Annotated in this window: 15 protein-coding genes; 11 read left to right on the plus strand and 4 right to left on the minus strand. The window is 72.1% G+C overall.

All coding sequences use genetic code 11. The annotated features are described in order from the left end of the window. The first annotated feature begins 46 nt into the window (after positions 1-46). From ACFYM0_RS29710 to ACFYM0_RS29725, 4 genes are all read left to right on the plus strand, one after another. Positions 47-328: an acylphosphatase gene (locus ACFYM0_RS29710; RefSeq protein WP_388506666.1), complete on the plus strand. Its 282-nt coding sequence runs from the start codon at positions 47-49 to the stop codon at positions 326-328. 367 nt (positions 329-695) lie between these two features. Next, on the plus strand, positions 696-911 hold the full coding sequence (locus ACFYM0_RS29715) for a hypothetical protein (protein ID WP_214947849.1): 216 nt from the start codon (positions 696-698) through the stop codon (positions 909-911). Between the two features lie 227 nt (positions 912-1,138). Continuing rightward, positions 1,139-5,101, plus strand: coding sequence for an AAA family ATPase (locus ACFYM0_RS29720; protein WP_388506668.1), 3,963 nt, complete (start codon positions 1,139-1,141; stop codon positions 5,099-5,101). Between the two features lie 360 nt (positions 5,102-5,461). Next, positions 5,462-6,895: a sugar porter family MFS transporter gene (locus ACFYM0_RS29725; RefSeq protein ID WP_388506670.1), complete on the plus strand. Its 1,434-nt coding sequence runs from the start codon at positions 5,462-5,464 to the stop codon at positions 6,893-6,895. 46 nt (positions 6,896-6,941) lie between these two features. On the opposite strand, the gene ACFYM0_RS29730 is transcribed toward ACFYM0_RS29725, so the two are convergent. After that, positions 6,942-7,928, minus strand: coding sequence for an LLM class flavin-dependent oxidoreductase (locus ACFYM0_RS29730; RefSeq protein ID WP_388506672.1), 987 nt, complete (start codon positions 7,926-7,928; stop codon positions 6,942-6,944). Between the two features lie 63 nt (positions 7,929-7,991). Beyond that, positions 7,992-9,425 (minus strand): cytosine permease, encoded by a 1,434-nt coding sequence (locus ACFYM0_RS29735; protein WP_388506674.1) that lies wholly within the window; start codon positions 9,423-9,425, stop codon positions 7,992-7,994. A gap of 148 nt (positions 9,426-9,573) precedes the next feature. On the opposite strand from ACFYM0_RS29735, the gene ftsY reads away from it, so the two are divergent. Then, positions 9,574-10,797 (plus strand): signal recognition particle-docking protein FtsY, encoded by a 1,224-nt coding sequence (gene ftsY, locus ACFYM0_RS29740; RefSeq protein WP_388506676.1) that lies wholly within the window; start codon positions 9,574-9,576, stop codon positions 10,795-10,797. Positions 10,798-10,905: 108 nt separating this feature from the next. Here the strand turns inward: ftsY and ACFYM0_RS29745 are convergent, their stop codons facing one another. Next, positions 10,906-11,577 carry a bifunctional DNA primase/polymerase gene (locus ACFYM0_RS29745; RefSeq protein WP_388506678.1) on the minus strand — a complete coding sequence of 224 codons (672 nt, stop codon included), beginning with the start codon at positions 11,575-11,577 and terminating at the stop codon, positions 10,906-10,908. A 485-nt stretch (positions 11,578-12,062) separates the two neighbouring features. Here ACFYM0_RS29745 and ACFYM0_RS29750 point away from each other — a divergent pair, with 485 nt between their 5' ends. The 6 genes from ACFYM0_RS29750 (at position 12,063) to ftsH (ending at position 21,901) form a co-directional block, all read left to right on the plus strand. After that, positions 12,063-13,496, plus strand: a complete 1,434-nt coding sequence (locus tag ACFYM0_RS29750; protein WP_388506826.1) for a hypothetical protein — start codon at positions 12,063-12,065, stop codon at positions 13,494-13,496. A gap of 336 nt (positions 13,497-13,832) precedes the next feature. Beyond that, positions 13,833-15,179 carry an ammonium transporter gene (locus tag ACFYM0_RS29755; RefSeq protein WP_388506680.1) on the plus strand — a complete coding sequence of 449 codons (1,347 nt, stop codon included), beginning with the start codon at positions 13,833-13,835 and terminating at the stop codon, positions 15,177-15,179. Beyond that, complete coding sequence (locus ACFYM0_RS29760) at positions 15,176-15,514, plus strand: P-II family nitrogen regulator (protein ID WP_112451060.1); 339 nt, start codon at positions 15,176-15,178, stop codon at positions 15,512-15,514. Before ACFYM0_RS29755 ends, ACFYM0_RS29760 begins: the two co-directional genes overlap by 4 nt. A gap of 17 nt (positions 15,515-15,531) precedes the next feature. Then, the gene (locus ACFYM0_RS29765) at positions 15,532-17,961 is read left to right on the plus strand and encodes a [protein-PII] uridylyltransferase (protein WP_388506683.1); all 2,430 of its coding nucleotides are present in this window, start codon (positions 15,532-15,534) and stop codon (positions 17,959-17,961) included. 291 nt (positions 17,962-18,252) lie between these two features. Next, positions 18,253-19,827, plus strand: coding sequence for a signal recognition particle protein (ffh, locus tag ACFYM0_RS29770; protein ID WP_388506685.1), 1,575 nt, complete (start codon positions 18,253-18,255; stop codon positions 19,825-19,827). 244 nt (positions 19,828-20,071) lie between these two features. After that, entirely contained in the window at positions 20,072-21,901 is a 1,830-nt protein-coding gene (gene ftsH, locus ACFYM0_RS29775) for an ATP-dependent zinc metalloprotease FtsH (protein ID WP_388506828.1), read from the plus strand. Between the two features lie 49 nt (positions 21,902-21,950). On the opposite strand, the gene ACFYM0_RS29780 is transcribed toward ftsH, so the two are convergent. Beyond that, positions 21,951-22,628 carry a methyltransferase type 11 gene (locus tag ACFYM0_RS29780; protein WP_327255151.1) on the minus strand — a complete coding sequence of 226 codons (678 nt, stop codon included), beginning with the start codon at positions 22,626-22,628 and terminating at the stop codon, positions 21,951-21,953. Positions 22,629-22,701 lie beyond the last annotated feature (73 nt).

Below are 22,701 nucleotides of genomic sequence, written 5' to 3' on the forward strand. Positions count from 1 at the left end.
AGGGGGCGAGGTGACCCGGAATTGTTTGCCCGGTTAGCGTTCAGGCATGAATGAAGATGTGCGGATGACCGCCTGGGTGCGCGGCCGTGTACAGGGAGTGGGCTTCCGCTGGTTCACCAGGGCCAACGCCATGGAGATCGGCGGACTGGCCGGCTTCGCGCTCAACCTGGACGACGGGCGAGTGCAGGTGGTGGCCGAAGGTCAACGTGAGAATTGCCACCGGCTCCTGGCGTGGCTGCACGGCGCCGACACGCCCGGGAGTGTGGACGGGGTGACAGAGATCTGGGGCACACCGCGCGGTGGCTACGACGGGTTCGCGATCCGGTGAGCGATCGACTGATCATGTACTGAACACATCGCCGGATGGTCCGCATGCGGTCGGAACTGCGCATTCGTCGCCGACGCGTTGCCGACGCGCTGGATCCGTGGAAGGCTCGGAGACGAGGATGATCTCCATGTCCCTTGCGGGGGCCGGGATGCCCGCCGATACGGGGCGTGATCGTGTTGACCGTCAAACTTTTTGGTGAGACGCTGGAAGCCCCGCGCATCCTGAGCTGTTTGGCAGTGCTGGCAGTACACAGTGTCAGCGAAAGATCGATGCAGTGACTGACAGTCGCTGCCGGACATCCGCGGGTGCGATTCCCTCACGACCCACACCGCTTCGGTCGGTCACTCAGTGTGGAGGACCATCCATCATGGCAAAGGCGCTTCTCGGTTACGTCGGCGGTTCCGACCCGCGACTCCTCGCCGAGATGCGACGGCTTCAGCAGCGCGTCCAGGACCTCGAGTCCGAGCTCGGACGAATCCAGTCCGAAAACGACGCTCTGAACGCGGCCGCCGCACAGCACGGAGACTCGTTGCTTGACGGCATCGACCTCGACGTACCCCAGGCGGAGCCTGCGCTCACCTGATCCGCGCTCCCTCGTCGCTCGATCAACAGAACCGCATGATCTGCAAGGGACGCTTCGGCGTCCCTTCTTTCTTTCCGCTCGTCCCTTTCCCGCTTTCCTTCGGCCTTTCCCGCCTCGGGCAAGGCCGCCGGGCGCGTTGCGCCAGGTGGGGGGCCCATTCCTTTAGCGTCTGATCTGCCCTGCACCTTCATGGGCGAAACCGAACGTGAAAGGTAGAGTCCGGCGGCGTGCACCTCAAGTCCCTGACCCTGCGTGGCTTCAAATCATTCGCCTCCGCAACCACCCTGCGCTTCGAGCCGGGCATCACCTGTGTCGTGGGCCCCAACGGCTCCGGCAAGTCCAATGTGGTGGACGCGCTCTCCTGGGTCATGGGCGAACAAGGGGCCAAGTCCCTGCGCGGCGGGAAGATGGAAGACGTCATCTTCGCCGGCACGACCGGCCGCCCGCCGCTCGGCCGCGCCGAGGTCTCGCTCACCATCGACAATTCCGACGGCGCGCTGCCCATCGAGTACGCCGAGGTCACCATCACGCGGATCATGTTCCGCGGCGGCAGCAGCGAGTACCAGATCAACGGCGACACCTGCCGCCTCCTCGACATCCAGGAACTGCTCTCCGACTCCGGCATCGGCCGCGAGATGCACGTCATCGTCGGACAGGGCCAGCTGGACTCCGTACTGCACGCCGACCCGATGGGCCGCCGCGCCTTCATCGAGGAGGCGGCCGGGGTGCTCAAGCACCGCAAGCGCAAGGAGAAGGCGCTGCGGAAGCTGGACGCGATGCAGGCCAACCTCGCGCGCGTGCAGGACTTGGGCAACGAGTTGCAGCGGCAGCTGAAGCCCCTGGGCAGGCAGGCGGCGGTGGCCCGGCGGGCGGCCGTGATCCAGGCGGACCTGCGGGACGCGCGGCTGCGGCTGCTCGCCGACGACCTCGTGACGCTCAAGGGCGCGCTCGACGCGGAGATCGCGGACGAGGCGGCCCTGAAGGAGCGCAAGGAGGCGGCCGAGGCACAGCTCGCGGCGGCGGTGCGGCGGGAATCCGAACTGGAGGAGGCCGTACGCGAACTCGCGCCGCGGCTCCAGCGGGCACAGCAGACCTGGTACGAGCTGTCGCAGCTCGCCGAACGCGTGCGCGGGACGGTGTCGCTGGCGGACGCCCGGGTCACCTCCTCCTCGGCTCCGGCCGAGGAGGAGCGGCGGGGCCGGGACCCGGAGGAGATGGAGAGGGAGGCCGCGCGGATCCGCGAGCAGGAGGCGGAGCTGACGGCAGCACTCGAGGCGGCCGCGCGGGCACTGGAGGACACGGTCGCCCACCGGGCCGAACTGGAGCGTTCGCTGGCCGATGAGGAACGGCGGCTGCGGGACGTGGCGCGGGCCATCGCCGACCGGCGCGAGGCGCTGGCACGGCTGACGGGCAGGCTCGGCGCGGCCCGCTCCCGCGCGGGCGCGGCCCAGGCGGAGATCGACCGGCTGGTGCTGGCGCGGGACGGAGCGCGGGCACGGGCGGAGGAGGCGCGCGAGGAGTACGAGGCACTGGCGGAGGAGGTCGGGGAGGAGCCGCCGGGGGCGGGTGAGGATGCTGCGTCCGGCTCCGGGCAGGGGGAGTACGAGACGGCGCGGGCCGAGCTGGCGGCGGCGGAAGCCGGACTCGGGGAGACCCGGGACGCGTTGGCGGCGGCGGAGCGTTCGAAGGCGGCGGTGTCGGCGCGACGGGATGCCCTGGCGATGGGGCTGCGCCGCAAGGACGGTACGGCGGAGCTGCTCGCCGCGCGGCTGGAGGGACTGCTGGGGCCGGCGGCGCAGCGGCTGTCCGTGACCCCGGGGTACGAGGTCGCGGTGGCGGCGGCGCTGGGCGCGGCGGCGGACGCGGTGGCCGTCACGTCGACGGCGGCGGCGGCCGGGGCGATCCGGTACCTGCGGGACGGGGAGGCGGGGAGGGCCGCGTTTCTGATCGCTCCGAGCGTGGTGGCCTCCGGCGGCTCGGCGATGGGGACCGGGGTCCCGGGCCAGGCGGCGGCAATGGCCTCCGGCGGTGCGGTGGTCTCCGGCGGTGCGGTGGCAGGGTCCGGCGTCCCGGGGCAGGCCCCGGCGCCGGGTGCGGTCCCCGCCCCGGGTGCGGTCCCCGCCCCGGATTCGGGGCGGGCCCGAGGACCGGTTCGGGCCCCCGATGCGGGCTCGGCTCAGGAGCAGGACTCGGCCCGGACCGTGGCATCGACCCCGGGTTCGGAACCGGGAACCGGTGTCGGCCCCGGGGGCGGGCAGCAGGTTTCCGGGGCCGGTCCGGGGACGGTCTTCCCCCACCCCGCCCCTTCCCGCGACGCGGGCTCCGTCCCGGACCCCGCGCCTCGAACGCCGGCGAGGCCGGATGCGGCCGGAGCTGCGGTGCGGGTTGCCGGGTCAGCGGTCGCGGCAGCGGGGCTCGTGCAGGGGGACGCGGAAGTGGTGCGGGCCGTGGCGTGGGTGTTGCGGGACTTCGTGGTGGTCGGGGGGCTCGACGAGGCCGAGGCGCTGGTGGCCGCGCGGCCCGAGCTGGTGGCCGTGACCGCCGAGGGGGACGTGCTCGGTGCGCACCTCGCGCACGGCGGGTCCGCCGGGGTGCCGAGCCTGATCGAGGTGCAGGCCGCCGTCGACGAGGCGGCCGCGGAGCTGGCCCGGCTGGACGGCCGGTGTCTGGTGCTGGAGGGCGAGAAGGCGGCGGCCGATGCGCGACGGGTGGCGGCCGGGGCCCGGGTCGAGGAGCTCGGCGAGCTCCGGCGGGCCGCCGAGCGGGCCCGGGCCGGGGTCGCGCAGCAGCTCGGGCGGCTCGCAGGGCAGGCGAAGGGGGCGCTGGGCGAAGCCGAGCGCGCCGCGGCGGCCGCGGCCTCGGCGCAGGACGCGCTGGAGCAGGCGCTGGCCGACGTGGAGGAGTGCGCGGAACGGCTCGCGGTCGCCGAGGAGATGCCTGCGGAGGAGGAGCCGGACACCTCGCGCAGGGACCGGCTCGCGGCCGACGGGGCGAACGCGCGGCAGACCGAGATGGAGGCCCGGCTTCAGCTCAGGACCCACGAGGAGCGGGTGAAGGGGCTCGCGGGCCGGGCCGATTCCCTCGACCGCGGGGCCAGGGCCGAGCGGGAGGCCCGTGCCAGGGCCGAGCGCCGCCGGGAACGGCTGCGGTACGAGGCGCAGGTGGCCGCGGCCGTCGCCGCCGGAGCCCGCCAGCTGCTCGCGCACATCGAGGTGTCGCTGACCCGCGCCGTGGGCGAGCGCACGTCGGCCGAGTACGCGAAGGGCGTGCGGGAGCGCGAGCTCGACGAGGCCCGGGGGCTGGGCCGCGGCCTGAAGGGCGAGCTCGACAAACTGACGGACTCCGTGCACCGGGGCGAGGTGCTCGGCGCCGAGAAGCGCATGCGGATCGAGCAGGTGGAGAGCCGCGCGCTGGAGGAGTTCGGGATGGCGGCCCCGGGGCTCGTCGCCGAGTACGGGCCTGACCAGCCGGTTCCGCCGAGCCCGTCCGCGGACGGGGAGGACCGGGACGCCGAGGACGGGGAGGCCGGGCCGGAGCCCTTCGTACGCGCCCGGCAGGAGAAGCGGCTGAAGGCGGCCGAGCGGGCCTACCAGCAGCTCGGCAAGGTCAACCCGCTGGCGCTCGAGGAGTTCGCGGCGCTGGAGGAACGGCACAAGTTCCTCAGCGAGCAGCTGGAGGACCTGCGTAAGACCAGAGCCGACCTCCTCCAGGTCGTGAAGGAGGTCGACGAGCGGGTGGAGCAGGTCTTCACGGAGGCCTACCGGGATACGGCCCGCCAGTTCGAGGGGGTGTTCTCGCGGCTGTTCCCCGGCGGTGAGGGCCGGCTGATCCTGACGGATCCGGACAACATGCTCACCACGGGCGTGGACGTCGAGGCCCGGCCGCCGGGCAAGAAGGTCAAGCGGCTGTCGCTGCTCTCGGGCGGCGAACGCTCGCTGACCGCCGTGGCGCTGCTGGTCTCCATCTTCAAGGCGCGGCCCAGCCCGTTCTACGTGATGGACGAGGTCGAGGCCGCACTCGACGACACCAACCTCCAGCGGCTGATCCGGATCATGGAGGAGCTGCAGGAGAGCTCGCAGCTGATCGTGATCACGCACCAGAAGCGGACCATGGAGGTCGCCGACGCGCTCTACGGGGTCTCGATGCAGGGCGACGGGGTGTCGAAGGTGATCAGCCAGCGCCTGCGGTGACGGGAGGGCCGGGTGCGGCGGGGCGGCCCGGTGTGCCGGGTGGGCCGGGGCCGCCGGGTGGGCCGGAGCGGCTGGGTGGGCCGGGGGCCGCTGGGTAGGGCGGAGCGGCCGGGTGGGCCGGAGCGGCCGGGTGTGACGGAGCGGGCGGATGCGGCCGGGCGGGCGGCCACGGCCGGATGAAGCCGGGCGGGCAGATGAGGTCGTCGGGGCCGGATGAAGCCGGGTGGGGTGTGGCCGGGTCCGTCCGGGGCAGGTGCGCCACCGATGGCCCTTCCGAATGGTGCGCGATCTTGACCTGTGCGCCACTGGGAGGGATCACACCCTCAGCCCGTCACCGCAGCCGGCACGCAGGAGCGCACCTTGAGCAGCAGCACGACGCGGCCCCAGGATCCTGGCGGCGGCCACGTATCGCAGCCCGACCACCTCGGGCACGTCATCTTCATCACCGCGGCCGCCGCGATGGGCGGGTTCCTCTTCGGCTACGACAGCTCCGTCATCAACGGTGCGGTCGAGGCCATCCGCGACCGCTTCGACGTCGGCTCGGCGACCCTCGCCCAGGTGATCGCCGCCGCCCTGATCGGCTGCGCGCTGGGCGCGGCCACCGCCGGCCGCATCGCCGACCGGATCGGCCGGATCCGCTGCATGCAGATCGCCGCGGTGCTCTTCACCGCGAGCGCCATCGGCTCGGCCCTGCCCTTCGCCCTCTGGGACCTGGCCGTCTGGCGCGTCATCGGCGGCTTCGGCATCGGCATGGCCTCGGTGATCGGCCCCGCCTACATCGCGGAGGTCTCCCCGCCCGCCTACCGGGGCAGGCTCGCCTCCTTCCAGCAGGCCGCCATCGTCATCGGCATCGCCATCTCGCAGCTGGTCAACTGGGGCATCCTGAACCTCGCCGACGGCGACCAGCGCGGCAAGATCGGCGGCCTCGAGGCCTGGCAGTGGATGCTGGGCGTGATGGTGGTCCCGGCCGTGCTCTACGGCCTGCTCTCCTTCGCCATCCCCGAGTCCCCGCGCTTCCTCGTATCGGCCGGCCGCATGGAGAAGGCCAAGACGGTCCTGCGGGAGGTCGAAGGCGAGGGCATCGACGCCGACGCCCGCGTCCGCGAGATCGACAACGCCATCCACTCGGAGCAGAAGTCCACCTTCAAGGACCTCCTCGGCGGCCGTTTCGGCTTCCTGCCGATCGTCTGGATCGGCATCGGCCTCTCCGTCTTCCAGCAGCTCGTCGGCATCAACGTGATCTTCTACTACAGCTCCTCGCTGTGGCAGTCGGTCGGCATCGACCCGAGCTCCTCGTTCCTGTACTCCTTCGAGACCTCGGTCGTGAACATCATCGGTACGGTGATCGCGATGGTCTTCGTGGACCGCATCGGCCGCAAACCCCTCGCGCTCATCGGGTCCGTGGGCATGGCGATCTCCCTCGCGCTCGCCGCCTGGGCCTTCTCGTACAAGGACACCAGCGGCGGCGACATCGCCCTGCCGCACGCCCAGGGTCTCGTGGCCCTCATCGCGGCCAACTGCTTCGTCCTCTTCTTCGCCCTGTCCTGGGGCGTGGTGGTCTGGGTCCTGCTCGGCGAGATGTTCCCCGGCCGCATCCGCGCCGCGGCCCTCGGCGTGGCGGCCGCCGCCCAGTGGATCGCCAACTGGGTCATCACCGTCTCGTTCCCGACGCTCTCGGACTGGAACCTGTCCGGCGCCTACGTCATCTACGCGGTCTTCGCCGTGCTCTCGATCCCGTTCATCCTGAAATGGGTGCCGGAGACCAAGGGCAAGGCGTTGGAGGAGATGGGCTGACCGCCCCGCCGACAGCCCCCTCTCCTCCCGGATCCGCTGCCCCGTCTCAGTCCTTGAGGCGGGGCAGTACCTGTTCGCACAGGAGCTGCAGGCTCCGCCAGCCCTCGTCCACGGGCATCCCGCCGCACAGCGGGTGCAGCACCAGGTTCCCCGCCTCGCCGGCGCCGCGGGCGTACGCGACCGCCTCGTCCGGGGTCAGGATGCGGTACACCCCCTCGGTGCGCAGCTCCGCCACGGTGGTCGCGCCCGACCGCACCGCGCTGCGGATGTCCTTGGACTGCCAGGAGGCGTACATCCCGGCCTCGTGGAGGAACCGCTCGCCGTACTGGTCCCAGGCCCGGTCCGGGTCCTCCGCGATGTGCAGCAGCGGGGTCTCGGCCGCCGGCATCATGCAGAAGCCCTCCGTGCCGTACTCCGCGAGCTTCGCGTTGTAGTACGCCTCAAGCTCGGGCAGGTGCGCGCTCGGGAAGAACGGCAGCCCCAGGCGGGCCGCCCGGCGGGCCGCCGCCTCCGAGCTGCCGCCGACCAGGAGCAGCGGGTGCGGCTGGGTGAAGGGCCGCGGGGTGACCCGTACGGTACGGCCGCGGAACTCGAACGGCTCGCCCGTCCACGCCTTCAGCAGGGTCTCCAGCAGCTCGTCCTGGAGCTTGCCGCGCCGGCCCCACTCCACGCCGTGCTGCTCGTACTCCTCGGGCCGGTAGCCGATGCCGGCCACGGTGACGAGGCGGCCGCCGCTGAGCAGGTCCAGTACGGCGATGTCCTCGGCCACCTTCAGGGGGTCGTACAGCGGGCCGATGATCGCCGAGACGGTGACCGCGATCCGGCGGGTGGCGCCGAAGACGGCGCCCGCGAAGGCGAAGGGGGAGGGCAGCCAGTTGTTGTCGGTGCCGTGGTGCTCCTCGGTCTGGATGGTGTCGATCCCGCGGTCGTCCGCGTACTTCGCCATCTCCAGCGCGGCCTTGTAGCGGGCGGAGAGGGTTTCCGGGGTGCCGTTCGGGTCGATGAGGTTGAACCGGGCCACGGTGATGGGCATGGAGAAGTCCCCCTTCGCCGGAGGTGGGTGGGCGGGCGAAGGGGGACGTTAGCTGACGTGGCGTCAGTTGGACAGGGATCCGGCGGGGACCCGCTCCTGCGCCGCGGCCTCGGGAGCCGCCGGGGTGCGCGGCAGCGCCGCGTACAGGACGGCCGAGGTGACGATGCCCGCCACCCAGCCCAGGCCGTTCTGCCCGATCCAGGTGGTGGCCAGCGGGCCGCTGAACCAGTCGACCTTCGTGAACAGCAGGCCCACCACCAGGGCCAGGCCCCAGGCGGTCATGGCCTGCCAGGCGAAACCGCCCCGGTACCAGTACGCGCTGCCGCGCGTGGTGTCCAGCAGCGCGGCCCCGTCGTAGGAGGTGCGGCGCAGCATGTCCACGCCGAAGACGCCGATCCACGCGGAGAAGGCCACGGCCAGCAGGGTCAGGAAGGAGATGAACGAACCGAAGAAGCTGGTCGCGACCACCATCAGCAGGAAGCCGAAGACCAGGCTGATGACGGCGTTGACGCTGACCGCCGCCGCGCGCGGGACCTTGATGCCGAGGGTCTGGGCGGTGAAGCCGGCCGAGTACATGGACATCGAGTTGATGAGCAGCATGCCGACGAGTGCGATCAGCAGGTACGGGACCGCGATCCAGGTGGGCAGCAGTTCGCCGATGAAGGACACCGGGTCCTGTGCGGTGGCCAGGTCGGGAGTGGCGACGGCCATCACCGCGCCCATGAGCACCATCGGGATCACGACGACGGCCGCGCCGCCGATGGTCGCGCCGACCATGCCCCTGGCGGAGGCGGTACGGGGCAGGTAGCGGGTGAAGTCCGGGCCGGACGGGACCCAGCTGATGCCGCCGGCCGCGATGGTGCCGATGCCCGCGATCATCATCGCGGTGGAGCCGGCGGGCTTGGCGAAGACGGCGGACCAGTCGGTCTCGGCGATCAGGTAGCCCAGCACCAGCACGCTGAAGGCGCCGAAGAGGTACGTGGACCACTTGGAGCAGACGCGCAGCGCGTTGATGCCGAGCCCGGAGACCAGGAAGGTGCAGCCGACGAAGAAGAGCAGGGTGACGACGATCAGTGCGGTGTTCTTCTTGACGCCGAAGACCAGGTCGAGGACGGTCAGGACGGCGTAGGCGCCGCTGACCGCGTTGATGGTCTCCCAGCCCCAGCGGGCGACCCAGATCAGCGCGCCGGGGAAGAGGTTGCCGCGCTGGCCGAAGACGGCCCGGGAGAGCGCCATGCCGGGGGCGCCGCCGCGCTTGCCCGCGATGGATATGAGTCCGACGATCCCGTAGGAGACGACGGGCGCGGCGATCGCGACGACGAGCACCTGCCAGATGTTCAGCTTGTTGAAGATGACGAGACCGGCGCCCATGGTCAGCAGCAGCACGCTGATGTTGGCGGCGACCCAGGTCGGGACGAGCTCGCGGACCCGGCCGCGGCGCTCGGCGTCCGGGACGGGCTCCAGGCCGCGCGACTCGACGGCGGTCTCGGCAGGCATACGTGTACTCCGTGGGGGAGGCGGGGCGTGATGGGGGGCTGCTCATCATCGTAGATTTGCCGCAAAAACCACAAACAGAGGCTTATGGCCTGGTGTGAACCTCCAGGGTCCCCGCCTCGGCGTGCGCGTGGCCGATACTGGACGGGTTATGGAAATCCTCATCCTTGCCGTAGTCATCGCCCTGGTCGCGGTCGGTGCGATCAGCGGGCTCGTGGTCAGCAGCCGCAAGAAGAAGCAGCTGCCCCCCACGGCCCCGCCCAGCACGCCGACCATCACTGCCCCGCCCGCCGAGCCGCAGGTGGGGGAGGACGCCGCACCGACGGCGGAAGAACCGCGCCGCACGATCGAGGAGGTCACCCTCCCCGACGCGGAGGCCGCCCTCGAATCGCCGGTCGCGGTCGAGGACCCGGTCGTCGAGGCCCCGCCCGCCCCCGAGATCGAGGTGCCCGAGCCCACTGCCGGCCGCCTGGTCCGGCTGCGCGCCCGCCTCGCCCGGTCGCAGAACACGCTCGGCAAGGGGCTGCTCACGCTGCTCTCCCGCGAGCACCTCGACGAGGACACCTGGGAGGAGATCGAGGAGACCCTCCTCATCGCCGACGTGGGTGTCGCGCCGACCCAGGAGCTGGTGGACCGGCTCCGCGAGCGGGTCAAGGTGCTCGGCACCCGCACCCCCGCCGATCTGCGCGCCCTGCTGAAGGAGGAGCTGGTCACGCTCCTCGGCACCGACTTCGACCGTGCGGTGAAGACCGAGAGCGGTGTGGACACCCCCGCCGTGATCATGGTCGTCGGCGTGAACGGCACCGGCAAGACCACCACCACCGGCAAGCTCGCCCGGGTGCTCGTCGCCGACGGCCGCAGCGTCGTGCTCGGTGCGGCCGACACCTTCCGCGCCGCCGCCGCCGACCAGCTCCAGACCTGGGGCGACCGGGTCGGGGCGCGCACCGTGCGCGGCCCCGAGGGCGGCGACCCCGCCTCGATCGCCTACGACGCGGTCAAGGAGGGCATCGCCGAGGGCGCCGACGTGGTGCTCATCGACACGGCGGGCCGTCTGCACACCAAGACCGGCCTGATGGACGAGCTCGGCAAGGTCAAGCGCGTCGTGGAGAAGCACGGTCCGCTCGACGAGATCCTGCTGGTCCTGGACGCCACCACCGGGCAGAACGGCCTGACCCAGGCCCGCGTCTTCGCGGAGGTCGTGGACATCACCGGCATCGTGCTGACCAAGCTCGACGGCACCGCCAAGGGCGGCATCGTCATCGCCGTCCAGCGCGAGCTCGGCGTCCCGGTCAAGCTCATCGGCCTCGGTGAGGGCGCGGACGACCTGGCGCCCTTCGAGCCGGAGGCCTTCGTCGACGCCCTGATCGGCGACTGAACGCTCCCGACGCTCCTACGCCGGCCAGTGCCCCCGAGTCCCGAGGACCCGGGGGCACCGCCATGTCCGGTGGCGCGGGTGAAGCCGTGCGGGGAGCCGTGGGAGGGGCTATGAGCGGCGCAGCCGGTGGCAGAGGTAGGCGAGGGTGCCCAGCAGCAGGCGGGCCTGCGGGGGATCCCCGGCCGAGTCCAGGGCCGGCGGGCGCATCCAGCCGACCGGGCCGAGGCCCGCGAAGTCCGAGGGCGGGGCGGTGACGTAGGAGCCCTGCCCCAGCGCGCGCAGATCGAGACCGGCGTCGTCCCAGCCCATTCGGTACAGCAGCTGCGGCAGCCCGGCCGCCGCCCCCGGGGCGACGAAGAACTGGGCCCGGCCGTCCGGGGTCGCGGTCACCGGGCCGAGCGGCAGCCCCATCCGCTCCAGCCGGACCAGTGCGCGCCGCCCGGCCTCCTCGGCGACCTCGATGACGTCGAAGGAGCGGCCGACGGGGAGCAGGACCGCGGCTCCCGGGTACCCGCTCCAGGTCTCGGTGACCTCGTCGAGGGTGGCGCCGGCCGGGACGGTCGGAGCGAGGGCCAGCGGATGCGCCCCCGGCGCACCACAACTCGTATGACCGCAGGAGCAGTCGCGGGCGGGCCCCGCGGCACGGGCGCCGGGGACCACGTCCCAGCCCCAGAGTCCGGTGTACTCCGCCACCGTCGTGCACTCCGACGTCCGGCCGCGGCGCCGAGCGCCGGAACGGAACTCCTTGGTGCCGCGGCTGCCGCCGATCGTGAAGCCCATGCCCATGCCCCCTCCAACGGGTCGGACGTGCCGGTGGTTACGACGTTGGCCGGACCGGATGCCCGGCGCACTCCGCGCCGCGCGCGCCCCGGCGCGCTCCTGTCCAACCGATCGGTTCTGCCTTCGTGTCAAGTGAATCGCGCCTGGCGGGTGGCGAGTTCATTCGAAGGGGTGGCGAATGGTGGCGTTTCCGGGATCGACCTCGCCGAAGGGGTGATCGTAGGATTACTTTCGGTGCACGAAGCGCGAAGAGAGACGTGTTCGCGGGTATGCCGGAGGCATGGCGTGAAGGACCTGTGAAGACCGTTTCCCGACTGGGTTTCGTGTTGAAGAGGCTGACGGATGGGGGCGTTCCAGTGAGCGGCAACGGCGCAAGCGGAACGAGTGCGGAGTCCGGCGTGTCGTCCGCCGGCACGCCGGACCGGGACTCCGCGCGGGAAGCCGCACAGGACTCCCCGCAGGACGCCACCGTCCGCAACGAGCAGCTGACGTCCTGGTTCGTCCGCAGCGGCTGGTCCAAGGGCGAGCTCGCCCGCCAGGTCAACCGCCGCGCCCGCCAGATGGGCGCCCACCACATCAGCACCGACACCTCGCGGGTCCGCCGCTGGCTCGACGGCGAACAGCCCCGCGAGCCCGTCCCGCGGATCCTGTCCGAGCTGTTCTCCGAGCGCTTCGGCTCCGTCGTCGCCATCGAGCACCTCGGCCTGCGCACCGCCCACCAGACCCCCTCCGTCTCCGGCGTGGACCTGCCCTGGGCCGGCCCGCAGACCATCGAGCTGCTCGGCGAGTTCTCCCGCAGCGACCTGATGCTGGCCCGCCGCGGCTTCCTCGGGACCTCGCTCGCCCTGTCCGCCGGCCCCGCCCTCATCGAGCCCATGCAACGCTGGCTCGTACCGGTTCCGGCCGCCGACCCGGGACCCCGGGAGGCGGGGTCGGCGGGCGCCCTCAGCGGCCACCGGCCGCCGCGGCTCTCCGAGCCCGAGGTGGACCTCCTCGAAGCCACCACCGTGATGTTCCGCCAGTGGGACGCCCAGTGCGGCGGCGGACTGCGCCGCAAGGCCGTCGTGGGCCAGCTCCACGAGGTCACCGACCTGCTCCAGGAGAACCACCCGGCCCCGGTCATGAAGCGGCTCTTCAAGGTCGCCGCCGAACTCGCCGAACTCGCCGGCTGGATGAGCTACGACATCGGCCTGCACCCCACCGCGCAGAAGTACTTCGTCCTCGCGCTGCACGCCGCCAAGGAGGGCGGTGACAAGCCCCTGGGCTCCTACATCCTCTCCAGCATGAGCCGCCAGATGATCCACCTGGGCCGCCCCGAGGACGCCCTGGAGCTCATCCACCTGGCCCAGTACGGCAGCCGCGACTGCGCGGGGCCCCGTACCCAGGCCATGCTGTATGCGATGGAGGCCCGCGCCTACGCCAACATGGGCCAGCCCAGCCGCTGCAAGCGGGCCGTGCGGATGGCCGAGGACACCTTCTCCGACCTCGGCTTCGACACCGAGCCCGAGCCCGACTGGATCCGCTTCTTCTCCGAGGCCGAGCTCAACGGCGAGAACTCCCACTCCTACCGGGACCTGGCCTATGTGGCCGGCCGCAGCCCCATGTACGCCTCCCTCGCCGAACCGGTCATGCAGCGCGCCGTCGAGCTCTTCGAGAAGGACGAGGAGCACCAGCGCTCCTACGCGCTCAACCTCATCGGCATGGCCACCGTGCACCTGCTCCAGCGCGAGCCCGAGCAGGCAACCGTCCTCGCCGGGCGCGCACTCGACGTGGCGGGAAAGGTGCGGTCCGAACGGGTCAACACCCGGCTGCGCAAGACCGTCGACACCGCCGCCCGTGAGTACGGCGACGTCGCCGACGTGGTGCGGCTGACCGACCACCTCGCCTCCCGCCTCCCCGAGGCCGCGGAGGCCGTCTGACGGCCACCCGGCCGCCCCAAGGCCCCCGGCCGCGGCAGTCACCCCGTGAAGCCCGATCAGGCTCCCCCAGCCAGGTTCCCCGGGTCATCGCCGCGGCCGGGTTTCCACCCGCCACCCTCATGAACCACTCGTTCATGGAGGCGTAACACGCCAGACCTCTTCGTCATCGACGCGAAACACCCAGCGGCGCCGCCGGAAACCGGCCTGCGCGAATCTCAGGGCCAATAACCGGCCAGCCCCCACGCCGGAACACCCTCAGGCCTGATTCACGAACCAGCGCCGCTCAGGTTTTCACGATCGCCCGCACGCGAACGTACCGACGACGAGGAGACGCCGATGGCATCAGCCATCACGACCCTCGCGGCAGACGCCCCCACGCTGTCTTCCGCGAACACCGGGTTCATGCTCATCTGCTCCGCCCTGGTCATGCTGATGACCCCGGGACTCGCCTTCTTCTACGGAGGCATGGTCCGCGTCAAGAGCAGCCTCAACATGCTGATGATGAGCTTCATCAGCCTCGGGATCGTCACGATCCTCTGGGTCCTCTACGGATTCAGCCTCGCCTTCGGCGCCGACTCCGGCTCGCTCATCGGCTGGACCTCCGACTACGTGGGACTCAGCGGCATCGGCATCACCGAGCTGTGGGACGGCTACACCATCCCGGTGTACGTCTTCGCCGTCTTCCAGCTGATGTTCGCGATCATCACCCCGGCGCTGATAAGCGGCGCGCTGGCCGACCGCGTCAAGTTCAGCGCGTGGGCCCTGTTCATCACCCTCTGGGTCACGATCGTCTACTTCCCCGTCGCCCACTGGGTGTGGGGCGCCGGCGGCTGGCTCTTCGAGCTCGGCGTGATCGACTTCGCCGGCGGCACCGCCGTCCACATCAACGCGGGCGCCGCGGCCCTCGGCGTGATCCTGGTCATCGGCAAGCGCGTCGGGTTCAAGAAGGACCCGATGCGCCCGCACAGCCTCCCGCTCGTGATGCTCGGCGCCGGCCTGCTGTGGTTCGGCTGGTTCGGCTTCAACGCGGGCTCCTGGCTCGGCAACGACGACGGCGTCGGCGCGGTCATGTTCGTCAACACCCAGGTCGCCACCGCCGCCGCCATGCTCGCCTGGCTCGGCTACGAGAAGCTGCGCCACGGCTCCTTCACCACCCTCGGCGCCGCCTCCGGCGCGGTCGCGGGCCTCGTCGCCATCACCCCCTCCGGCGGCTCCTGCTCCCCGCTCGGCGCGATCGCCATCGGCGTCATCGCCGGTGTCGTGTGCGCCATGGCCGTCGGCCTGAAGTACAAGTTCGGCTACGACGACTCCCTCGACGTGGTCGGCGTCCACCTCGTCGGCGGTGTCATCGGCTCCCTGCTCGTCGGTTTCTTCGCCACCGGCGGGGTCCAGTCCGACGCGGCCGGCCTCTTCTACGGCGGCGGCCTGGAGCAGCTCGGCAAGCAGGCGATCGGAGTCTTCTCCGTCCTGGCCTACTCTCTCGTGGCATCCGCGGTACTCGCCTTCCTGCTCGACAAGACGATCGGGATGCGGGTCCCCGAGGACGACGAGGTCTCCGGCATCGACCAGGTCGAACACGCCGAGACCGCCTACGACTTCAGCGGAGCCGGCGGCGGCTCCTCCTCCCGGAGCACCGCCGTCCCCGCCCCTGTTGCCGCCGCGAGCAAGAAGGTTGACGCATGAAGCTCATCACCGCGATCGTGAAGCCGCACCGGCTCGACGAGATCAAGGAAGCCCTGCACCGCTTCGGAGTCCAGGGACTCACCGTCTCCGAGGCCAGCGGCTACGGCCGCCAGCGCGGACACACCGAGGTCTACCGGGGTGCCGAGTACACCGTGGACCTCGTACCGAAGATCCGCATAGAGGTGCTCGTCGAGGACGGCGACGCGGAAGACGTGATGCGGATCGTCGTCGACGCCGCCCAGACGGGCAAGATCGGCGACGGCAAGGTGTGGAGCATCCCCGTGGACTCGGTCATCCGGGTCCGCACCGGTGAACGCGGCGCTGACGCGCTCTAGGCGATTGGAACCCCTGGGTGACGAGTGTCGAAGAGACCACGGACGGCGGTAGCACCGCCGACCAGGGACCCAGCGGGTACGCCGCGGCCCGGCTGCGACTCCTCCAGGAGGAGTCGCGGTCCGGGCCTTCCCGGCGTTCCGCCCTGGCGTCCCTGACCGACGACTGGCTGAAGGCGCTGTTCGCCGCCGCCGTGAAGGAGACGGGTGTGCGGGGCGCCGCCCTCGTCGCCGTCGGCGGCTACGGCCGCGCCGAACTCTCCCCCCGCAGCGACCTCGACCTGGTCCTGCTCCACGACGGCAAGGCCGAACCGCGGGCACTGGCCGCCCTGGCCGACCGGCTCTGGTACCCCGTCTGGGACCTCGGGGTCGCCCTCGACCACTCGGTGCGCACCCCCGGCGAAGCCCGCAAGACCGCCGCCGAAGACCTCAAGGTGCACCTCGGGCTGCTCGACGCCCGGCCCGTCGCGGGCGACGCCGGGCTCCTCGCGGGACTGCGCACCTCCGTCCTGGCGGACTGGCGCAACCACGCGGCCAAACGGCTGCCCCAGCTGCACTCCCTGTGCCGCGAGCGGGCCGAGCGTGCCGGGGAGCTCCGCTTCCTGCTGGAACCCGACCTCAAGGAGGCGCGCGGAGGCCTGCGCGACGTCACCGCGCTGCGGGCCGTCGCCGCCTCCTGGCTGGCCGACGCCCCGCGCGAGGGCCTCGCCGAAGCCCGGCGCCGGCTGCTCGACGCCCGGGACGCGCTGCACCTGGTGACCGGCCGCGCCACCGACCGGCTCTCCCTCCAGGAACAGACCCCGGTCGCGGCGCAGCTCGGTCTGCTCGACGCCGACGCCCTGCTCCGGGAGGTGTACGAGGCCGCGCGGGTGGTCTCGTACGCCGGTGACGTGACCTGGCGCGAGGTCGGGCGCGTGCTCCGGGCGCGGTCCGCCCGCCCCCGGCTCCGCGGTCTGCTCGGCACCCGCGGCTCCGTACCGGAGCGGGCGCCGCTCGCCGAGGGCGTCGTGGAGTCCGACGGCGAGGCCGTACTGGCCCTGGCCGCGCGGCCCGACCGGGACCCCGTGCTGCCCCTGCGCTTCGGCGCGGCCGCCGCCCAGGCCGGACTGCCCGTCTCGCTGCACGCCGTGCGCAGGCTCGCGGCGCAGGCGAAGCCGCTGCCGGTGCCGTGGCCGGCCGAGGCCCGGGAGCAGCTGCTGACCCTGCTGGGCGCGGGGGAGCCGACGGTGGCCGTGTGGGAGGCGCTGGAGGCCGAGGGGATCATCACGAAGCTGCTGCCCGACTGGGAGCGGGTGCGGTGCCGGCCGCAGCGCAACCCGGTGCACACCTGGACCGTGGACCGCCACCTCGTCGAGACGGCCGTCCGGGCATCCGAGCTGACCCGCCGGGTGGGCCGCCCCGACCTCCTCCTGATGGCCGCACTGCTGCACGACATCGGCAAGGGCTGGCCCGGCGACCACTCGGTGGCCGGCGAGACGATCGCGCGCGACATGGCACTGCGGGTGGGCTTCGACGCGGAGGACGTCGCCGTGCTGGGCGTGCTCGTACGCCACCACCTGCTGCTGATCGACACCGCCACGCGGCGGGACCTCGACGACCCGGCGACGGTCAAGGCGGTGGCCGAGGCGGTCGGTTCCCCCGGCACGCTGGAGATCCTGCACGCGCTGACGGAGGCCGACGCGCTGGCCACCGGCCCGGCCGCGTGGAGCGCGTGGCGCGGCTCGCTCGTGGCCGATCTGGTCGCCCGGGTCGCCGCCGTGCTGCGCGGCGCCGCCCCGGCCGCGACGGAACTGGAGATCCCGACCACCGAGCAGGAGCGGCTGGCGGTGGAGGCGCTGCGCACCGGAGAGCCCGTCCTGGCCCTGCACGCCCGGCAGGAGGAGGAGGCGGTCGGCGTGGAACTGGTGGTGGCCGTCCCCGACCAGCCGGGAGTTCTGCCCTCGGTGGCCGGCGTACTGGCCCTGCACCGGCTCACCGTGCGGGCGGCCGACCTGCGCTCGATGGAGCTCCCGGACCGGCTGGGCGAGGTACTGGTCCTGCGCTGGCGGGTGGCGGCGGAGTACGGCTCCCTGCCGGAGGCCGCGCGGCTGCGCACCGATCTGGTGCGGGCCCTGGACGGCTCGCTGGACGTCCCGTCGAAGCTGGCGGACCGCGAGGCGGCGTACCCGCGCCGGCGCGGGGTGGTCCCGCCGCCGCCCCGGGTCACGGTGGTGCCCGAGGTCTCCTCCCTCGCGACGGTCCTGGAGGTGCGGGCGCCCGACGCGGTCGGTCTGCTGCACCGGATCGGGCGCGCGCTTGAGTCCTCCGGGGTCAGGGTCCGCAGTGCGCACGTGTCCACGCTCGGCGCGAACGCCGTGGACACGGTGTACGTGGTCGACGCCGACGGCAAACCCCTCGGGCCTCCGGCCGCGGCGACCCTGGCTTCGGCGATCCAGGCGGCCCTGGCGTAGCGGGGCGGCCGCTGCGCGGGGCCGTCCCCTACCCGCCCTTCCACCGTTCCCCGGGCTCCGCCCGGACCCGGTCCTCAAACGCCGGACGGGCTGAAATGGCGCTCCGCGCCATCCAGCCCCCCCGGGGAAAATCCGGCCCCGCCGGCGTTTGAGGCACGGGTCCGGGGCGGACCCCGGGGGAACGGGAGAAGGGCGGGCAGGGGATTGCCGCCCGCAGGGCCGGGCCCGCGGCGGGGACCGATACCCTGGGGGACGACCACACGCCCCCCGACCCGAGGAATCGCGACCACCGTGTTCGATACGCTTTCCGACCGCCTCAGCGCGACCTTCAAGTCCCTCCGGGGCAAAGGCCGCCTCTCCGAGCAGGACATCGACGCTGCGGCGCGGGAAATCCGTATCGCCCTCCTCGAGGCCGACGTCGCCCTCCCGGTCGTCCGCTCCTTCATCGCGAACGTCAAGGAGCGCGCCCGCGGCGAAGAGGTCTCCAAGGCCCTGAACCCGGGCCAGCAGGTCCTCAAGATCGTCAACGACGAGCTGGTCTCCATCCTCGGCGGCGAGACCCGGCGGCTGCGCTTCGCCAAGACCGCGCCCACCGTGATCATGCTCGCCGGCCTCCAGGGTGCCGGTAAGACCACCCTCGCCGGAAAGCTCGGCCTGTGGCTGAAGGGGCAGGGCCACACCCCGCTCCTCGTCGCCTGTGACCTCCAGCGCCCCAACGCCGTCAACCAGCTCTCGGTCGTGGCCGAGCGGGCCGGCGTGGCCGTCTACGCCCCCGCGCCCGGCAACGGCGTCGGCGACCCGGTCCAGGTCGCCAAGGACTCCATCGAGTACGCGCGCACCAAGCAGTACGACGTGGTCATCGTCGACACCGCCGGCCGCCTCGGCATCGACCAGGAGCTGATGCAGCAGGCCGCGGACATCCGCGACGCCGTCAGCCCGGACGAGATCCTCTTCGTCGTCGACGCCATGATCGGCCAGGACGCGGTCAACACCGCCGAGGCCTTCCGCGACGGCGTCGGCTTCGACGGCGTCGTGCTCTCCAAGCTCGACGGCGACGCCCGCGGTGGTGCCGCGCTCTCCATCGCGCACGTCACCGGCAAGCAGATCATCTTCGCCTCGAACGGCGAGAAGCTCGACGAGTTCGACGCCTTCCACCCGGACCGCATGGCGGGCCGGATCCTCGACATGGGTGACATGCTCACCCTGATCGAGCAGGCCGAGAAGACCTTCAGCCAGGCCGAAGCCGAGAAGATGGCGGCCAAGCTGCAGAAGGGCCCGAAGGAGTTCACGCTCGACGACTTCCTGTCCCAGATGGAGCAGGTCCGCAAGATGGGCTCCATCTCCAAGCTGCTCGGCATGCTCCCGGGCATGGGGCAGATCAAGGACCAGATCAACAACATCGACGAGCGCGACGTGGACCGCACCGCCGCGATCATCAAGTCGATGACCCCGGCCGAGCGCCAGGACCCGCACCTCATCAACGGCTCGCGCCGTGCCCGTATCGCCAAGGGCTCCGGCACCGAGGTCAGCGCCGTCAAGTCGCTCGTCGAGCGGTTCTTCGAGGCCCGCAAGATGATGTCCCGCATGGCCCAGGGCGGCGGCATGCCGGGCATGCCCGGCATGCCCGGGATGGGCGGCGGCCCCGGCCGGCAGAAGAAGCAGGTCAAGCAGGCCAAGGGCAAGCGCAAGAGCGGCAACCCGATGAAGCGCAAGGAAGAAGAGGCCGCGGCCGCCGCGCGCCGCGAGGCGGGTCCGGAGGCGATCGAGCCCACCGCCGGCGGGAACCCGTTCGGCCTTCCGGCGGGGGGCGCTCAGCCGGGCCAGGACTTCGACCTGCCGGACGAGTTCAAGAAGTTCATGAAGTAGCGGATCCTGAAGTACGTGAAGTAGCAGTACGGAGCCACGCGAGCCCCGGCCGGATCACTCCGGCCGGGGCTTCGCCGTGTGGCCCGCCGCCGGGGGCGACGGTCCGGTTTGTCGCTTATGGTCGGCCGGGAGGACGGCAGAAGGAGGCCACGTGCCCAGCCCCACCCCCGTACCGCCCCGCGACCGGGCCGATACGCCCTGGCGCTCCGAAGGCGCACCCCCCGCCCCGCCGCCCAAGAAGCGGATGCCGGGTGGCTGGCGCGGCCTGATCCTCACCGCCCTGATCGTCTACCTGATCACCAACCTGGTGCTGTCCTTCTTCAACGAGGGCGACGAGCCGACCATCTCGTACACCGAGTTCAGCAAGCAGGTCGCGAACGGCAACGTCTCGAAGATCTACGCCAAGGGCGACGCCATCCAGGGCGAGCTGAAGACCGAACAGCCCAAGCCGGACGGGGACAAGGGCGACTACAAGAAGTTCGTCTCCCAGCGGCCCGCCTTCGCCGACGACGACCTGTGGGCCAACCTCACCAAGCAGAACGTCGTCGTCACGGCCTCCCCGGTCGTCGAACAGCGCAGCTTCCTGGCCAACCTGCTGATCTCCCTGGCCCCGATGCTGCTGCTGGTCCTCCTTTGGGTGGTCATCGCCCGCCGGATGGGATCGGCCATGGGCGGCGGCATGGGCGGGCTCGGGCGCAAGACGCCGCCCAAGCCGGTCGAGCTGGAGGGCGCCAAGCGGACGACCTTCGAGGACGTGGCCGGCATCGACGAGGTCGAGGGCGAGCTCAACGACGTCGTGGACTTCCTCAAGAACCCGGACGAGTACCGCAAGATGGGCGCCCGCATGCCCGGCGGCGTCCTGCTCGCCGGCCCGCCCGGCACCGGCAAGACCCTGCTCGCGCGAGCGCTCGCCGGCGAGGCCGGAGTGCCGTTCTTCTCCGCCTCGGCCTCGGAGTTCATCGAGATGATCGTCGGCGTCGGTGCGTCCCGGGTGCGCGAACTCTTCTCCGAGGCCCGGAAAGTGGCCCCCGCGATCGTCTTCATCGACGAGATCGACACCATCGGCCGGGTGCGCGGCGGCGGCGCGGGCATGGGCGGCCACGACGAGCGCGAGCAGACCCTGAACCAGATCCTCACCGAGATGGACGGCTTCTCCGGCTCCGAAGGCGTGGTGGTCCTGGCCGCGACCAACCGGGCCGACGTCCTGGACCCCGCGCTGACCCGGCCGGGCCGCTTCGACCGCACCGTCGTCGTGTCCCCGCCCGACAAGAGCGGCCGGGAAGCCATCCTCCGCATCCACACCAGGGACATCCCGCTCGCCGACGGCGTCGACCTCGCGCAGGTCGCCCGTACGACGCCGGGCATGACCGGAGCCGAACTGGCCAACCTCGCCAACGAGGCCGCCCTGCTCGCCGTGAAGCGCCAGCAGAAGGAGGTCACCCAGTCGGACCTCTCCGACGCGCTGGAAAAGGTCCAGCTCGGCGCGGAACGGCCGCTGGTCATGTCGGACGAGGACCGCCGCCGCACCGCTTACCACGAGGGTGGGCACGCCCTGCTGGGCATGCTCCAGCCGGGCGCCGACCCGGTCCGCAAGATCACCATCGTGCCGCGCGGCCGGGCGCTCGGCGTGACGCTCTCGACCCCGGACGCGGACCGGTACGCGTACACCGAGGAGTACCTGCGCGGCCGCATCATCGGGGCGCTCGGGGGAATGGCCGCCGAGCACGTCGTCTACGACGTCATCACCACCGGCGCGGAGAACGACCTCGAACAGGTCACCAACATCGCCCGGGGCATGGTCGGCCGCTGGGGCATGAGCGAGCGCATCGGCCGCCTCACCGCGATCCCCTCGGACGGGCAGAGCCCCTACGGACTGTCGGCGGCCCCCGCCACCCTCGATGCGGTGGACCACGAGATGCGCCGGATCGTGGACGAGTGCTACGACAAGGCCTGCCGCCTGCTGCGCGAGAACCGCGACAAGCTGGACGCCCTCGCGGAAGCCCTGATGGCGAACGAAACCCTGGACGAACCCGCCGCCTACGCCGCCGCGGGCATCCCCCGCCTCCACAAGTGAGCGCCGTGCGGGGCTGCGGATCAGCCCCGCACGGCGACGGTGGCGCGGGTTAGGCCGTACGGGCGATGACGTACCGGAAGATGTTCGGCAGCCAGACGGCCCCGTCACCCCGTTCGTACGGGTGAAGCGCCTCCGCCAGTTCCTTCTCCACCTGGACCGGGTCGGAGCACTCGTACAGCCCGGTCGACAGCAGCCCGCGCACCGCGCTGTCCACGTCGGCGTACCCGAACGGGCAGAACACCCGCCCCGAACCGTCCGGCACCAGGCCGGCCGCGGCCGCCATCGCGTCCAGGTCCCGTGCGGCCGGCCCGCCGCCCAGGACCGAGGGCACCGTGCACCGCTCCGCCGGGCCCCAGTCGGCCAGCACCACCGCGCCTCCGGGCCGGCGCAGCGCCGGCAGGGCCGCGGCCAGGGCGCCCGGGGCGGGCGAGAAGGCCAGCAGCACGTCGTAGGGCACAGCGGGCGCCGGCGGGGCCGCGAGGACCTCCAGGAGGCGCTCCCGGGCCAGCGTCCGGCGTGCCGGATCCGTCTCCACGCCCGTGGCCAGGGCTCCCCGGCCCGAGGCAAGCAGAAGGGCCAGCCCGGCCCCGCAGTCGAGGCCCAGCAGCCGGTCGCCCGGCCCGACCTCCAGCCGGTCGTAGACCGCCTCGTACAGCGGTACCAGCATCCGTTCCTGGATCTCCGCCCAGTCCCGCGCGACAAGCGTCGCCGTCGGCGTCGGTGTCATCGAAAGAGCGCTCCTGATTCCGTGTCGCCCCCATGCCCCCGTTGCCAGAGAACTCCCGATTCGCCCCCGCGTC

This window comes from Streptomyces sp. NPDC006487 (assembly GCF_042870555.1).
Taxonomy (GTDB): Bacteria; Actinomycetota; Actinomycetes; order Streptomycetales; family Streptomycetaceae; genus Streptomyces.